The organism is Endozoicomonas arenosclerae (assembly GCF_001562015.1).
Classification (GTDB): Bacteria; Pseudomonadota; Gammaproteobacteria; order Pseudomonadales; family Endozoicomonadaceae; genus Endozoicomonas_A; species Endozoicomonas_A arenosclerae.
Genome location: NZ_LASA01000115.1, coordinates 1 through 15786 on the forward strand (window position 1 = coordinate 1; position 15786 = coordinate 15786).

14 protein-coding genes are annotated in these 15786 nt (G+C 45.7%); 9 read left to right on the forward strand and 5 right to left on the reverse strand.

What is annotated here, in order from left to right; translation table 11 throughout:
• The 6 genes from WG89_RS18105 to WG89_RS18130 all read left to right on the forward strand — a co-directional run.
• On the forward strand, nt 1-477 hold a 477-nt coding region (locus WG89_RS18105; RefSeq protein WP_479686496.1), incomplete at its 5' end, for a galactokinase.
• Between the two features lie 137 nt (nt 478-614).
• Nucleotides 615-2096: a hypothetical protein gene (locus WG89_RS18110; RefSeq protein ID WP_062268540.1), complete on the forward strand. Its 1482-nt coding sequence runs from the start codon at nt 615-617 to the stop codon at nt 2094-2096.
• 74 nt (nt 2097-2170) lie between these two features.
• Nucleotides 2171-3322: a galactokinase gene (gene galK, locus WG89_RS18115; RefSeq protein WP_062268541.1), complete on the forward strand. Its 1152-nt coding sequence runs from the start codon at nt 2171-2173 to the stop codon at nt 3320-3322.
• Between the two features lie 712 nt (nt 3323-4034).
• Complete coding sequence (locus WG89_RS18120) at nt 4035-6221, forward strand: protein-disulfide reductase DsbD family protein (RefSeq protein ID WP_079253910.1); 2187 nt, start codon at nt 4035-4037, stop codon at nt 6219-6221.
• A 97-nt stretch (nt 6222-6318) separates the two neighbouring features.
• The gene (locus WG89_RS18125) at nt 6319-7047 is read left to right on the forward strand and encodes a DsbA family protein (protein WP_062268543.1); all 729 of its coding nucleotides are present in this window, start codon (nt 6319-6321) and stop codon (nt 7045-7047) included.
• A 327-nt stretch (nt 7048-7374) separates the two neighbouring features.
• A complete protein-coding gene (locus WG89_RS18130; protein WP_062268544.1) occupies nt 7375-8094 on the forward strand; it encodes a DsbA family protein in 720 nt (239 codons plus the stop codon).
• Between the two features lie 146 nt (nt 8095-8240).
• Here WG89_RS18130 and WG89_RS18135 read toward each other — a convergent pair whose 3' ends face one another.
• The 5 genes from WG89_RS18135 to WG89_RS18155 form a co-directional block, all read right to left on the reverse strand.
• On the reverse strand, nt 8241-8666 hold the full coding sequence (locus tag WG89_RS18135; protein ID WP_062268545.1) for an H-NS family histone-like protein: 426 nt from the start codon (nt 8664-8666) through the stop codon (nt 8241-8243).
• Nucleotides 8667-9029: 363 nt separating this feature from the next.
• On the reverse strand, nt 9030-9728 hold the full coding sequence (locus WG89_RS18140) for an MBL fold metallo-hydrolase (protein WP_062268546.1): 699 nt from the start codon (nt 9726-9728) through the stop codon (nt 9030-9032).
• A 405-nt stretch (nt 9729-10133) separates the two neighbouring features.
• Nucleotides 10134-11846 (reverse strand): AMP-binding protein, encoded by a 1713-nt coding sequence (locus WG89_RS18145; RefSeq protein ID WP_062268547.1) that lies wholly within the window; start codon nt 11844-11846, stop codon nt 10134-10136.
• A gap of 273 nt (nt 11847-12119) precedes the next feature.
• Nucleotides 12120-12839 (reverse strand): hypothetical protein, encoded by a 720-nt coding sequence (locus WG89_RS18150; protein WP_153301670.1) that lies wholly within the window; start codon nt 12837-12839, stop codon nt 12120-12122.
• 115 nt (nt 12840-12954) lie between these two features.
• A complete protein-coding gene (locus tag WG89_RS18155) occupies nt 12955-13704 on the reverse strand; it encodes a TetR/AcrR family transcriptional regulator (protein ID WP_172806853.1) in 750 nt (249 codons plus the stop codon).
• 109 nt (nt 13705-13813) lie between these two features.
• On the opposite strand from WG89_RS18155, the gene WG89_RS18160 reads away from it, so the two are divergent.
• The 3 genes from WG89_RS18160 to WG89_RS32220 all read left to right on the forward strand — a co-directional run.
• Entirely contained in the window at nt 13814-14434 is a 621-nt protein-coding gene (locus tag WG89_RS18160) for a TetR/AcrR family transcriptional regulator (protein ID WP_062268550.1), read from the forward strand.
• Nucleotides 14435-14696: 262 nt separating this feature from the next.
• On the forward strand, nt 14697-15554 hold the full coding sequence (locus WG89_RS18165; RefSeq protein ID WP_062268551.1) for a hypothetical protein: 858 nt from the start codon (nt 14697-14699) through the stop codon (nt 15552-15554).
• A gap of 63 nt (nt 15555-15617) precedes the next feature.
• A partial coding sequence (locus WG89_RS32220) for a transposase (RefSeq protein WP_062260605.1) occupies nt 15618-15786 on the forward strand: 169 nt, incomplete at its 3' end.

The following is a 15786-nucleotide window of genomic DNA, read 5'->3' on the forward strand; positions in this document are numbered from 1 at the left end:
CGCCGATACCAGTGTGAACAGGTAGCAAAGCACTTTGGCAGAAAAGCATTAAGAGATATTTCACTTGAGGAGCTGGATACTCAAAAGCACCTTCTGAATGAAAGAGACTTTCGTCGAGCTCGCCATGTCATCACTGAGAACCTTCGAACTCTGGCGGCTGCTGAAGCCCTTCCCAAAGGCGACTTGAAACAAATGGGAAAACTAATGGCTGAGTCTCATGCATCCATGAGAGATGACTTCGAAATCACTGTTCCGGAAATCGACACTCTTGTAGCTATTGTCAAAGAGGTTATTGGCAACCAGGGAGGTGTTCGTATGACCGGAGGAGGCTTTGGCGGTTGCGTTGTAGCTTTGGTTCCTGTGAGTTTTGTTGACATGATCAAAACTGCCATTGCGACTCAATATGAACAGAAAACCGGATTGAACGCGGACATCTATATCTGCCATGCGACACAAGGTGCTACCGCTAGCATCTGATACTTCCAGGCACAATAAAGCTTGGCACCTCTATGCAACTTTAACACTGATGATGCAGCCTATTATGAGCATATCGCGGCAGCTTAACGGGAATCGTATAAACTGTGAGCAGTATTCCGATGTACTCAGAGGTCTCCATGACCAGACGACTCCTGCCTACCGTAATCCTTGCCTCTTCCCTCTTGCTCTGCCAAACCTCAACGGCTGCTGTTCCTGGCTGGTCCAGTGGCAGCATCACCAGTGGCTCAGTATCCAACGCAAGTTCCGCAGCAGAAGAATTCAATTTCAAGACGCTTAAAGAGCGGCCAGTAAAGTCAGTATTTACTTACGCTGTAGGTGGAGGCAATGACAGCTACAATATCAAGAAAATCTCTGACCCCTTCAAAACCATCAACCTCATAAAGCAGGCTCGAAGCCTGGAAGTCAGCTATGGCAGTGGCAGCAAGGTTATGCCTGTCGTAGTTGTTTATACTGCCGGGGGCAGCAGCAGTGATGATGCCATTCTGATCGATCTGGATCAGAATCCGGATTATCCGGATAACCTGTGGACTCGCTTCTATAACATCAGCCGTATCGCTCAGGTCAGCGAGCAAAATAAAGACGACGACCACCCTGTACCGGCTACCTTTATATTGAACCCGGACCTTCTCGGTGAGGTTCATAAAAGCTGTCAGCCCCAGTACTGCCCTATTCCTTACAAGTCTCTGAAAATCCCGCTGGTGAATGCTCTAAACAAAGCTTTCATGGAACTGCAGAATGATGGATTTATGGCAACCCCGCCTGTCATTCCAGATGTTTTCAATACCAACGAAGCCAGTTTTGGTACCTATATCAATGCCATCAACTGGCTGCTGAAAACATTGTCCCCCAGCACCCCTCTGGGATGGCAGGATAACATTTGGGCTGGCGATGCTATTGGCCATCGCTGGATACACCGGGCCGCTACCGAAATGCCAGCCGAAACTATTCTGAAGCAGCACATTCGTGATGAAGTGACCTACCTCTCCAGCCTGAATGTCTTTCAAACCGGGAATCCATACCGTCCTGATTTCATAGCGTTCGACAAGTGGGAAAGAGATTGCTGGGATGCTGGTCTGGAAGGAGCTGGCATCAACAACGGCTACTTGTACAACGCTCCCGCCTGGGAGATTTACTTTGATTTTGTCCGGGGTGTCAGTGAAGCCTTTAGCCCTTTGCCTGTCATGCTCTTCCAAATACCTGGAGGCCATATGCAGGTGACCGGAGATCTCGACCAACGCCAGAACCATGGCTCCACAGCCCCTGATTATATTCTTGGGGATACCGCTATTGAACCTGAGTTGAGCAACGTTCAGCCTTACATCATGAACACGCAATTCAAGAACCCTCAACTCGACTACAATATCGCCAACCCCAGTGTTCCACAATATCTCATGACATGCCCGGCTAAAGGTGACACAGAGTCCTGTAATAACAGTGTTTACACCTGGCACAAAAGCCATTGGGATAAACTGGTCCAGAGTCATGTTTTCGCCGTCATGTGGGGAGGTGGCTCTACCACCAGTATGGTGGGCCTTAGCCCGGACCTTGACGACAGTGGTTGGCTTTATCAGAAACTCAAGGCTCAGGGCCACGATTAGTTACCATGACACTGTAAGTCCAATAGCAACATCTACCATCCAATAACCGCTTTAGAATCAGTCCGGAGTTCATAATGGAAAGCTTAAAGCAGGATCTGACCCACCTGTTTGAAGAGAAGTTTGGCAGCAAACCCGACTACTATTTCCAGGCTCCGGCCCGAATCAATCTGATGGGAGAGCCTGCCCACTACAATCAGGGGTTTGTTCTACCCTGCGCCATCAATTACCAGACACTGTTGGCAGCAACCCCTCGAGGAGACAATAAGATAGTTGTCACCAGCGGAAACTATAAGGGAGAGGTGACAGATTTTGAGTTAAGCATCCCTATTACTGCCAGTGTCCAGAAAACCTGGAGCAACTATCTCAAAGGAGTTTCAACCAAACTGCTGGACCGTGGCTTTGTTATAAAGGGGGCCAATATCGCCATTCTGGGCAACATTCCCATGACGGAAGGTCTTGGCTCATCAGCCAGCCTTGAAGTTGTGGTGGCTCTGGCACTGACTCAAATATCTGGCTATGACCTCAAACCCAAAGATCTTGCCCTGATCAGTCAGGAAGCAGAAGCCGACTACGTAGGCGTCAACTGCAGTATTATGGATCAGATGGTCTCGGCAAATGGAGCAAGAAACCATGCCATGCTCCTTGACTGCAGAAGTCTTGAAAGTCAGCAGATCACGATCCCCAAAGACATAGCCCTTCTGGCCATTGACCCCAACAAAAAGCGAGTACTGATTAATAACGAATACAACAATCGGCATCACCACTGTGAAATGGTCGCCCGGCATTTTGGTGTGAAAGCCATGGGCGATATTTCTCTGGAACATCTTGAAGAGAACAGGAAACAACTTGAGCATACAGCCTATCGCCGGGCCCATTATGTCATTTCTGAAAACCAGAGAACTCGTGAGACTGCCACAGCCCTGTCTTCTGGAGATTTTAAACGCCTGAGTCAACTCATGATGCAAGCTCATGAAGCGATGCGTGATGACTTTGGACTTAATGTGCCAGCCATAAATGCCGTAGTAGAGATTGTCCAGGAGGTCGTTGGTGAAAGTGGAGGCGTGAGAATGATGGGAGGCAATATCGGCAACAGTGCCATTGCGATCCTTCCTATGGATAAAATTGAAGCTGTCAGGGAGGCAATGCACAGACATTATTATGAAAGAACAGGTCTTGAAGCCGCTCTTTATGTTTGTGAAGCTTCCAACGGAGCCTCTATCTTGTAAAGATTCTTACACCAACCTTCAATAATCACCAAGAACCACACATCCTTAAACGAAGTTTAACACTCGCTTAACCCAGTTATGCACAGATTCCAGCTCTATAACAAACAACAGAGTCCGTACATATACTCATAGCCTGCAGCCCTTTAGCTTCAACCCTCGAACCAACTGATCACTTTTTAATCAGGACATGAAAAGCCTATTATTTCGGGGGTTTCAGAACTTATCCACAGCTAATTCAGAGTGTTGATCAGTTATTTTGTTGAAAAAATACATATCCACCTTCATTCCATGAATAAGTGACCGCCACATTAAAGCCCAGTTTCAATGGGTGAATTTCACATTAATACTCCCACCAGGCAATATTCAAATATGTAAAACCCGGACTCAAAAAATTTGACCAGAACGGAGTACTTATGACTATTGGAGAGCGGGTGTTTTAAATTTAAGCTGTCGAAGAAAAGGGTAAGAATAAGAAAATAGTCATTTTTTTTGGGGGAGAGTCATTTTTTTTGAATCCAAACACTCATACCCAGCGTATCCCCCTCTGAGAATGGACATAAACAACCATTCAATGGCCCTATTTTTTACCCTGACATTGCTTTTTCAGGCAGAAGTTCGGCAAAGTCGAGAGGCAGATGGATGCTTTCAGGCATTTTTCTAATCCATGGCACCACTCGACTTTAACGGTTTGCCTGAATTTATCGGGATATACATGAACATACGATCGCTTAATCAGCACTCATTCACCAGCATTGCTTCAGCAGCATCAGGGAGTAACAGGCAGTTCAACTTACTGTCGTTTATTGCCCTTTGCCTGGTTCTATTACTTTCGCTGCTGAACCAACCTGCATATGCCTTGTCTACAGACTGGCTGGTTAACCCTCAGCAACCAGAAGCCAGGGTCAGACTGCATTTCTCTGGAGAAGCCAATCCCGATACCCATGAGCTTTCTGCAGCTCTTGAAGTTGAATTGTCAGGTGAATGGAAAACATACTGGCGCTCCCCGGGAGAAGCGGGTATTCCTCCAGAGGTTAACTGGCGCCTGGATGAGCAGTCTGGCAGCAGCAACATCAAAAATGTCGAGTGGCTATGGCCTATTCCCGATCGTATTGAAATGCTGGGGCTGCATACTTTTGGCTACAAAAACGGAACAGTGTTTCCGCTGATGATCAAAGTGGAAAATCTGGATGACCCCGTATCGATTAACGCCAAGCTTCAATTGTCGTCTTGCACCACCATCTGTGTATTGACTGACTACAACATTCAACTCGACTTTACGCCATCTGAACTGCAAACGGACCCCGAAGCCTCTTTTCTGATTGATCGCGCTCTTTCCCAGGTTCCCACCTATATGCCAGATACCGGTCTCAGCACAGAGTCGGTACTTTGGGACAAAGCCAATAATAAAGTCGTTGTGATGGCCAGCTCCGAAACAGGCTGGGAAAAAGATGCTGATATCATTCTTGATGGTCAGGAAGACATCACATTCAGTGTTCCTGAGATCACAGTAGAAGGCAATCAGCTTCAGGCTGTTATGGAAGCCAGTAGCTGGCTGGGTGAGTACAACCTTTCAGGTGAGTCGGTGACAGTGACTCTGCTCAATGGTGACAGTGCCCAGGAGAAATCATTACCCGTAGAGATGGGCTCTGCCAAAGCACTGGGAGGCAGCCAATCGTCTGCCAGCCTGATTGTGCTTCTGGGTCTTGCCCTGCTGGGAGGCCTGATTCTGAACCTTATGCCTTGTGTCCTGCCAGTACTGGGTATGAAACTGTCTTCTGTTCTCCACGCCTCTGGGCAAAAAGCCACCCTGACTCGAAAACAGTTCCTCAGCTCTGCAGCGGGTATTGTATTCTCCTTCTGGCTACTGGCCGCCTTCCTCTGGGTACTCAAACTCACGGGCAGCAGTATTGGTTGGGGAATCCAGTTTCAGAACCCCTGGTTTATCGGTTTTATGGTGGTCGTCACTGCGCTTTTCGCTGCCAACCTGATGGACCTGTTTGAGATTCGCCTGCCCTCTTTCATGTCCACCAAACTGGCCACAGCAGGTGACAATAGCACCGCAGGCCACTTTGTGCAGGGCATGTTTGCCACACTTCTGGCCACCCCCTGCTCAGCACCTTTTCTGGGAACCGCTGTAGCCTTTGCCCTGTCAACAAACAGCTTCAATCTGTTTGCAATATTCACCGCTCTGGGCATTGGCCTGGCTCTACCTTACCTGCTGATTGCTGCAAGACCTTCCTTGCTGAAGTGGATGCCAAAACCTGGCCAGTGGATGATCAACCTTCGTCGTATTCTGGCATTGATGCTACTGGCTACGACCCTGTGGCTGATCAGTCTGCTTCAGGCATTCCTGCCTGTCTATCTATTGCTGGTTATAGCTCTGATTCCGACACTGTTGATTCTGCACCGTTTGCTGATCAGCCTGATGCCCCAATCAGGAAAAGGCCTGCTGCTTTTACCCGCTTTGTTTCTGTCTCTGGCCATTGTCCTCTTTGGGGCCTGGTCCGCTGGCATGTTTACACCGGCACAGAAAACGTCTGACAACCTGTCGTGGCAGCCTCTGAATGAAGGTGAAATTGCCAGTCTGGTAGCTGAAGGGAAGACCGTCTTTGTCGATGTAACTGCTGACTGGTGCATTACCTGTAAAGCTAACAAGATCAGAGTCATTGACCGCGATCCAACCAACAGCAAGCTTCAGGAAGACCATATTGTTCTGATGAAAGGTGACTGGACTCGCCCCTCTGAAGCCATCAATGCTTACCTGCAGAAGAACGGCCGCTTTGGTGTGCCTTTCAATATTGTTTACGGTCCGGGAGCTCCTCAAGGCTTGCCACTGCCTGTGATTCTTGACCATGAAACAGTGACTGCAGCGATCCAGCAGGCGTCCTCTAAACCGTAATGAAAAGACTGCGAAAATCAGCCCTTTTTCATTGATTCCGGCCAGAGCCCTCTGTCTTTTTGGCAGAGGCTCTTTTGCCCCTGACTCATAGAAGTACATGATGAAGAAAACACTGACATTGACTCTGACTTCAGCTCTGATGCTGGGCTCTTTCAACCTCAACGCAGCCACACTGGACGATACCCAGAAACAGGAAGTAAAGGAGCTGGTTCGCAAGACTCTGGTAGAGAACCCAGACATTCTGGTGGAAGCTATGAATGAGTTGAGAAAGAAAGAGATGGCTGCCCAGCAGCAATCAGATCAGCAGATTCTCTCAGCCCATAGCAAGGCTCTTTTTGAAAACAAAGACAATCCTGTTATTGGCAACCCTAACGCCAAACTGACCATTGCTTACTTTACGGATTACAACTGCCAGTACTGCAAACGTCAGGATCCAATTCTGAGAAAAATTGCCGAAGAATACCCAAACATTAAGATTGTTATCAAGGAAACACCTATCCTTGGCCCAGCCTCTACTGAAGCGACCCAGTATTCTCTGGCCACCTACAATCAGCAAAAGAGCAAATACACGGCTATCGGTCACCGTCTGATGTCCAAACCCGGCAAGCACGATAGCAGGTCGATTAAAGCGGCATTTAAAGCAGAAGGGATTGACGTTGACAAGCTGGATATCAACACGGCGGTTTCCAAACAGATCAATGATAACCTGAAACTGTTCCAGGAACTGGGATTAAGAGGTACACCCGCTATTGTCTTCCCGGATGAAATGCTCAGAGGATACACCGCCGAATCCGCTCTGAAAGAAATGATCAAGCAACGCAACTGATTGAACACCGCTTTTCTCTCTTTAATCTCTCCCTGAAAAGGGGGAGATTAAAGCCCTTCCTTCAAAAAAACAGCGCTTTATAACTATCAACAACCCTTTAAGTGTCAATACTTAAAATCCCAATAGACTGTAATCGTTTGGTAAGTTACGGCTTAACCGTCTAGAGCCCGACACAACAGGCTATTACTCTTTGCCATTGCCAATGAATCATGACAAAGTGACAGCCATTGTTATTGGATATCACCCTATCATTAAACCCGATTCGCACCATCCTGAGATTCCAGGCTACAACTCAGGGAACTTATTACTGACTCACAGATGAGCACGATGAAAAAAACTCTAATTCTTACCACTACCTTATTAATGGGCTCGTTCAACCTCCAGGCAGCTACGCTGGATGATCAGCAGAAGCAGGAAGTCAGAGAGCTGGTTCGCAAGACTCTGGTGGAAAATCCGGACATTCTGGTAGAAGCCATGAATGAGCTGAGAAAACAGGAAGTAGCGGCTCAGCAGAACGCTGACAAGCAAATGCTGACTGCCCGTCATAAGGATCTCTTTGAGAACCCTGAAAACCCTGTCATCGGTAACCCCAAAGCTAAACTGACTATTGCTTACTTTGGTGATTACAACTGTGGTTACTGCAAACGTCAGGATCCTGTTCTCAAAAAAATCGTTGAAGAAAACCCCAACGTAAAAATCGTGGTCAAGGAACTCCCGATTCTTGGCCCTGAATCCCGCGAAGCGGCAGAGATGGCTCTGGCTACCTTCAAGCAGGATAAAGAGAAATACCTGTCCGTTAACCAGCGCCTGATGTCCAAGCCTGGACGTCACTCCAGTGGCTCTATCAAGGCCGCTCTGAAGGCTGAAGGCGTCGACTCCGAGAAACTGAAAGTGGATGAGTCTGTCAGCAAGCAAATCAATGAGAATCTTCGTCTGGCCCAGGATCTGGGTATTCGAGGCACACCGGCTCTGGTTTTCCCTGACGAAGTGTTAAGGGGATACACAGAAGAAGCCGCTTTGAAAGAGATGATCAAGCAGCGTCTGTGATCACCAGTCTTATAAAGGCTTTGGATATTAATCAAAGCTGAAAGCTCTGGTAAAAATAAAAAACCCCGGGATTCATCCGGGGCTTTTTATTTGACTTCCTGGCTGTCTGTCAGATACAGCGATACCGCTTCCCTGACGAATACTGATTAGAGCTCCGCAATAATACAGTCCTTGCGCTCTTTTCCTGTCCGAGTCAGGTATTCAGTAAATTCTGCTGGAATACGACCTGTAGTAGCACCTTCCCAGTCAACCACTGTGCCGTCTTCTTTCTCATATTGGAATTGATAGCGCTGTCTAGGCTTTCCTTTTCTTACTTTTTCAACGGTAGCGGTCGCTTGAAGATCTTCAAGCGTCAGACCTTTTTCCTGAAGCTGACCGAGAATACTTTCAACAGCTTCTCTTTTAAGACCTTCTTGTTCCTTAAGTTCGTTATGTTCGCGCAGTTTTTCTTCATGAATTGCTTCTACGCGCTTGATAACGTTCTGTATATCTTCAACATGCATATCCTGAAACAGTTTACGCAACTGTACTTTTGATTTCAGGATATTCAGGGACTCTTCAAAAATGTTCATTAGAAAAACCAGGATAGGCATTATTTGGCAAGCGCCAAAAGTACCATTGCAATGACTGACTGTAAACAGTGTCGTACACAAAACTTGATCAGGAAACAAAAGAACAATTAATTCAACAATAAAAATATCTTTTCGATCAACATTCTTAGCTTTTACCACTTCACTTAAGTAAAAGTCACATGTAAAAAAGAAACATCTTTATCAAAAATGAATCATACGCCCATTCAAAGTAAGCCATATATCTTAAGTCGATAGCCTTATAACTAAAAATTGTTTCAGAACTTATCAACTAAAAAATTAATGGGAGAACAATCTATAACAGTCGGCTACAGGAAAACCTAGAATTTTGGCCATCAGTATTTATCAAGGTTCACTGCCACAGTTGAGATTTGCTGGAATTGCTTCATCCATAAACCTCGGCCTGGATAGATTCAACGACGACATCAGAACTTCATACTCCTTGCAACCTTTAATCTGTAACCTTGGGTTAAACTGCTTCTCTTCCTTGATCGTACTCATTGTCATCCCATGGTAGTCGTGACCGGGGAATACTTTCGTACTCTCAGGCATGGCCAGTAGCTTTAAAAAAAGGCTTTCATACTGTTGTCGGGATGACCCATTTTGAAAGTCAGTACGACCGGTACCACGAATCAGTAAGGTATCCCCAGTAAAAAGTAAGTATGGCCTCGTTTGTTCAACTAAAAAGCAGTAAGAATCATCGGTATGACCCGGTGTGTAGATTGCCTTCAGTTCGACTTCTCCAATAGAGAGGGTATCTCCATCCTCAAACGTATGACTAACCCCTTTGGATCGTGAAGGCTCACCTTGATAAATCGCACAGCCGGTATTCTTCTTCAGCAATCCCGAGCCAGTAATATGATCTGCATGCAAGTGAGTATCAACTGAAATCTTCAAAGCAAGATCAAGCTCATTCAGCAGCTGAATATATTGATCAACCATGCTTTTAACCGGGTCAATCAGAATCGCTCCACCTGTAGCTTCATCACCCAAAAGATAACTGTATGTATGAGTCTCTGATTCGAATATCTGCCTGAAGATCATTCCTTGCCACCCTGAAAAAGTCATGGTGTAAAGAATAGCTGCTGAATAGATGAACAATCATTCAAGAATATTGACTTTATTCCGTTGCGTTAAACAGAATAAAAACCTTCATTCATTCTATCTATTTTCTTTTGATCACGAACCAGATCAACCTGTTATTATTTTTATAAAAACGACAGAATGTTTCTATTCAACAAAGTTAATCAAGCTAAATTAATCTGAAAACCTGTAAAAAACAGAGATAATGACTCTTGATGATCTTCTTTAAAATAACTCTAACTATGAACTAAAGAAGAGATGTTGGTATATTTTCGTGTCAGCAGAAGAACCAACACGGCAACATAACAGAGATCGCAAGACTGCCTGAAGCAGCCTTGTGATACTGATAAAATCCAGGGTGAGCAATCAAGCCGTTTCTAATTTCTTCAGCTCTTCTGCTCTCAAATCTTTTCTCAAGACTTTACCTACCGGGGTCATAGGAAGTTCCTCTCTGAAGACAACCTGTTTCGGCACCTTGTAAGCAGTCATATTCTTACGACAATATTCTTGCAGCTCGGACTCCGTAACATTTTGATCCTGAGGAATGACGAACAGTTTTACCGCCTCCCCAGTCTTCTCATCAGGAATGCCTATTGCTGCACAGTTTTGTACTTTTTCATGCCTTGAGACGACGTCTTCAATCTCATTGGGATAGACATTAAAGCCGGATACCAGAACCATGTCTTTGAGACGATCAACAATGCGAACATAGCCATCTTCCTGAATAATGGCGATATCACCTGTTCTGAACCAGCCTTCGTCATCCAGCACTTCTGCAGTGGCTTCAGGACGCTGCCAATACCCCGCCATGACCTGAGGACCTTTTGCACAAAGCTCTCCTGCCTCACCAAAAGGTAACTCATTGCCTTCATCATCAATGACCTTCAGTGCCGTACCCTGCACAGCAATACCGACCGAGCCATCCTGAACAAAATCACCCGCCGGATTCACTGTCAGTACCGGAGAGGTTTCGGACAAACCATAACCTTCACCAATACGACAGCCTGTCATCTCAAGCCAGCGATCAGCAGTTGCTTGTTGAAGAGCTGTACCACCTGAGTTAGTTACTCTCAGGTCTGAAAAGTCAATATTCTTGAATTCAGGGTGATTCATCAGTCCAACAAACAGGGTGTTGAGACCAATAAAGGTATTTACTCGCCAGGGCTCAATGGTCTTGATGAAAGTATCAATATCACGGGGGTTGGCAATAAACAGGCTATGACCACCCAATGAGAAGTAAGACAGCAGGTGAACCGTGAAAGCATAAATATGGTAGAGAGGCAGTGGCGCCACTACGATGTCGCCTTCAGGATTGGAAACCGGGCTACCGTCTGCATTGACCTGCCTTCTCTGCTCAGCAGTTTGCAGGACATTGCTGACAAGGTTGCCGTGCGTCAACATAGCGCCTTTTGCCACACCTGTAGTACCTCCGGTGTACTGAAGGGCTGCCAGATCATCACGTTTTGCAGGCTTGGGAGGTCTATATGTCTCTTGCTGTCCAAGAGACATAGCCTTTCTGAAGGAAACAGCAGATGGCAGGCTATAAGGAGGAACCATCTTCTTTATGCGTTTGATGGCAAAATTAATCAATGGACGTTTAGGCCAGGGCAGTAGATCTCCCAGATCCGTGACAATCAGATGCTCGATACCCGTCTCAGAAAGCACCTCTTCAATCAGGTGACCGACAATATTGACGCAAATCAGAGCTTTAGCTCCCGAATCATTAAACTGGTGTCTGATCTCTCTGGCAGTGTACAGGGGGTTGGTATTAACTATGACCAGCCCGGCCTTGATAGCACCAAATGCCACCACGGGATACTGCAGTATATTAGGCATCTGAATAGCGATCCGATCGCCGGGTTTCAGGCCAGTGTGATTTTGAAGATAAGCTGCAAAATGATCACTCAGTCTGTCTACATCCTTAAAGCTGAGCGTTAATCCCAAGCCAGTAAATGCGGGTTTGTCTCCATGCCTTTCCACCGCATCTGCAATCACTTCCCCAAGATTACAGTAGGCTCTCAGGTCGATATCGTCAGAAATTCCAGGTGCGCGTTTGCCATCCCAAAAAGCTACTTCCATGGAGGGTTCCTCGTCTTATTGTTGTTCGTATCATCCGGGGTGCCGCCGGTCAGGAGACGAGTCAAAACAACACTGCCAAGCCTCCTGAATTCAGACTTTCGTGCCTGATTTCACGTGCATCATACCTGCTATCGTAGGAGTCTTGAATGCTTTTTGTAAGATAATGTTAATTTCTGATTGTTTGTCCAGGTCGAAAAACAACGTGTATCAGGAGGGAAATCATTGATGTGACAGACCTGTATACAGATCTGTCATTATTGAGGAATGAGTGAGTCAGCTGTCCAGAGAGCGTTGCAAAATAACCGCCATAGAAAGCGCGTGTCGTTTAACAAGTTCGGGGGCCCTGAAGTCCATTTTCAAAATAACCGGCTTGATATACCGCCACTTTGCAGCAAAGGAGTGATCCGCTACAGGAGTCACCCTGATAGACTCGTTCAGCTCTGCCACCATCTCTTGAACATTCAGATCTTTGGTAATGTCATAGGTGGTGGCCACTTCATTACCCATAAACACATAGATAGACGTTATTTGAAGCAATAATTCCAGCTGTCTGGCTCTAATTTCTGCTTCTGTTTCAGCACTCATTCGGTCATTAATCAAGTCGTTCAAAGTTGACACTGAACCTTCCAGCCGTTCGCCGTAAGTCCAGTCTGGTACCCCTTCTTTCTGCCAGTTCAAAGCAAAATCCTGAGCGGCTTCCTGAACCTGATCTTTGGCATTCAGAAGAATTTCTTCAGGGTCATCAACATTAAACAAGCGTTGCTGCATAGACAGCTCAACCGGATAAATATCAATATTAGGGCCTGTATCAGAGTAAACGTCGATGGAAGACCATGCCTCAATCTTGATTCGATAGCTGTCGATCATCAAACCCAGTAGAGCTACATCAGTGTGGCTGATAGACCAGCTGAAAGAGGAAAAAGTAAAGGTAAGCATCGCAAGAAAGCGGTGAAAGCGCGTTCTCCTTTGAACCCTGCTATTCCGGAGAGTCATATACAACTTCCTTATCCATTCTTGATTTTTATTTTTGTTGTAGCCGCAAATATATTCCCAGCAGGAATCTGTTGCAAGCCCGATTAAGCTACTCGCCTCAGCAAAAAGCCCTATCTTATAAGCTCAAACGATTAGCCTTTAATAGATAGAGTTTCGCCAGACTGATCAATTCTTCCCGAAAATAGTCCTGATCAAGAATGTCCGGATTGTCGGTCACAGCAGCCAGCATGATGCCTTCGATAGCCCGGGTTATAATGAAAGCCTTGAAGTCACACTCATCTGTTGCCCAGTCGGGATGACTTTCACTGATCATAATACTGATCCAGCCACTGGCGGCCTGCATCCAGGACTGACTACCATCGATAAATGGTCTGCTGCCCACATAAAAATCAGCCTGATGCGTCTGGTAAAAATACCGGTGCAGGGTCATAAAGCGACGCTGAGCTGTCAACAAAATATCGATAATCACCGTGATTGCTTCATCCGGTGTTATCTTTTTATTCAGCTCTTCAAAAAGCGGCATGAGCCCTTCAATCTCTTCGGACACCATCACTTCGAAGGTATGGGCCACCACACTTTCTTTATTTTCAAACCAGCGATATAACGACGCAATATTCACCCCGGCTACTTCGGCAATATAGTTAGTATTCAGGGCTTCCGGCCCTTCTTCTCTCAGAATTTTTCGACAAGCCTGGACAATGGCCTCGACAATTCTTTTCGACCGCAACTGAGTAGGAAGCTTTCTGGCAAGAGGTTCCCTGTTAACCTGCATGACTGAATCCGAGAGCTGTTTAATACGTCCTTTGTAGTTTAAAATAGCTCGCAGTTGATGTTCAGGTACTTTCCCGCCTGTTTGGACTGACAAATTCCGCCACAGCTGATATAAAAAGGCCCATCTGAAGGTTCTGAGTCTATTTTATTTTTCGATAAAAGGCGGCAACTTCCATTCATGGCTGCTTGATAAGGTGAACCCATTGCGCAAGGACACTATTGCCACCCGAAGCCTGCTGATAAATACGGCAGAAAAGTTGTTTGCCGAAAAAGGTGTAGAAAGCACCACCTTGTTCGATGTATTTAAGGCATCAGGCCTGAAAAACCGAAGTGCCTTGCAGTATCACTTTAAAGACAAAGCCGGCTTGATAAACGCTGTACTGAACAAACATTCTGAAACCGTTGCCCAGCTTCGTACCAAAATGCTGAATGAGCTGGATCATCAGGACTCCTATCAACTCTATGATGTCATCAAAGCCATTGTCGTCCCCATGGCAGCCCAGCTGGAAAACCCGGACGGTGGTGAAGAATTCATTCAGCTTCATAGCCAGCTGATGGTCTCAAAACAATACCGCGAACTAAGAACACAACGACCAGAGTACATGGAAGAAAAAATCCGTATCATGACCCTGATTCGTCCTCTTTTACCCACCGACAAGCCCGTTGAGAAAATGATAGCCTGCAGTCCGCTCTTCGACAGTCTGCTGATTCACGGCCTGGCCAGGTACAAGGAAGTGAGTGCGCAAGTCAGCCACGATATTTATCTCCATACGATTATTCAGGCTATTTCTGATTTGTTGATGCAACCTCATCAGGCAGACTAATGAATACTCACTAGTGACTATGATTTTCAAAACGTCAAAATCTGCTCTGAGACATGCAATGATCTTTCAAGTCGTTGCAAGTCCTGAGGTCTTCCCTAACACTTAGAGTTGGCTAATTCGACTTGAGGGAACACTCTCTTAAAATTCTAAGCATTGACTCCCTCTGTAATTTTTTACCTTCCTTTACATAACTTCATCTGAAGAATCTGAGCACTTTTCATATACAATCGAGCCATCATCATACTCAGTAAATGGATTCAACATGAGTGCAATGATTTTCACCCCTCAAAAAGTAAAAGAACTGGCAAAGTTTTGTTCTACTGGTTATGACGCCTGGGGCAAAGTGATTAAAAAGGATACTGCAAATCATTATGTCGCTGGCCGTGACCTCTCAGCCACAGGTCAAGCATACTGGGACAGCTTTAACAATGAAGTAAGCTGCATTCTGGCTATTCATTCCTTTATAGAGAACTATTTATCCTCGAAAACACCAAAAGATGAGCTTGAACGACTCAAGCAAGTGAAAAGCAATTTTGGTGTCCTGACTGTAGAATATAAAAGGCAATGCTCTACTGATAATCTTGTTAAAAATGTAGATAAAAAAATAGCTAAGAATCGTGCACTGAAACGAGATAGGCTGGACAATATAGATGCTTCTTTGGCTTCCCTTGGAGCTTCTGTCAATGGTATTGCTTCCAAAATCAACGGTATCCTGGGTACACTCGGAGCCCTCAAAAGCATGAAGAATAACCTTGCTTCCTCGGATGCTCCCTGGGATGAGTTATACAAGACCCTCCGCCGAGATTTTTACTCTGTTGCCTCTAACATCATTGGTATTTTTGCACCAACAGCTGTAGGGAACTCGATCATTGTTGCCTGGATGTCAAGCGACTTCTACGACTATCAGAAGTTCGAAAAATCAGGCCAAAAGCTATCTGAACACAAACAAGAAATATTAAAAGTAGCGGATAAATTTAGCGGTAATACCAAGATTGGAGAGTTCTACACTTACGTATTAGTCACTGCACTTGCCGAGCACTACGGTTTTTCTCCCAATAATGGCATCAAGCTTAACTTAGAACATAAACACTTGAACATTGCTAAAGGCATCCTCAGCTAGGGAACCTGCGAATAAGTCCCTGATCATGAGATAATAATCTCAGCAGCTTGATCAGAGGTAGTCATGGACCAACAACTCTCTTTTTCCGACAGTGAATTCAGCCAGAAGCGACGCAGAACTCGTAGGGAAATTTTTCTTGAAAGAATGGAGGTTCTGATTCCATGGAAACGCTTAGAGGCCGTAATCGAGCCCTATTACCCTAAGCGTGGCAACGGAAGACCTCCTTATCCTC

What these genes read in the sequence shown, in the direction of transcription:
- WG89_RS18110 (WP_062268540.1), top strand. Translation starts at nt 615, where the DNA reads ATGACCAGACGACTCCTGCCTACCGTAATCCTTGCCTCTTCCCTCTTG.
- galK (WP_062268541.1), top strand. Translation starts at nt 2,171, where the DNA reads ATGGAAAGCTTAAAGCAGGATCTGACCCACCTGTTTGAAGAGAAGTTT.
- WG89_RS18120 (WP_079253910.1), top strand. Translation starts at nt 4,035, where the DNA reads ATGAACATACGATCGCTTAATCAGCACTCATTCACCAGCATTGCTTCA.
- WG89_RS18125 (WP_062268543.1), top strand. Translation starts at nt 6,319, where the DNA reads ATGATGAAGAAAACACTGACATTGACTCTGACTTCAGCTCTGATGCTG.
- WG89_RS18130 (WP_062268544.1), top strand. Translation starts at nt 7,375, where the DNA reads ATGAAAAAAACTCTAATTCTTACCACTACCTTATTAATGGGCTCGTTC.
- WG89_RS18135 (WP_062268545.1), bottom strand. Translation starts at nt 8,666, where the DNA reads ATGAACATTTTTGAAGAGTCCCTGAATATCCTGAAATCAAAAGTACAG.
- WG89_RS18140 (WP_062268546.1), bottom strand. Translation starts at nt 9,728, where the DNA reads ATGATCTTCAGGCAGATATTCGAATCAGAGACTCATACATACAGTTAT.
- WG89_RS18145 (WP_062268547.1), bottom strand. Translation starts at nt 11,846, where the DNA reads ATGGAAGTAGCTTTTTGGGATGGCAAACGCGCACCTGGAATTTCTGAC.
- WG89_RS18150 (WP_153301670.1), bottom strand. Translation starts at nt 12,839, where the DNA reads ATGACTCTCCGGAATAGCAGGGTTCAAAGGAGAACGCGCTTTCACCGC.
- WG89_RS18165 (WP_062268551.1), top strand. Translation starts at nt 14,697, where the DNA reads ATGAGTGCAATGATTTTCACCCCTCAAAAAGTAAAAGAACTGGCAAAG.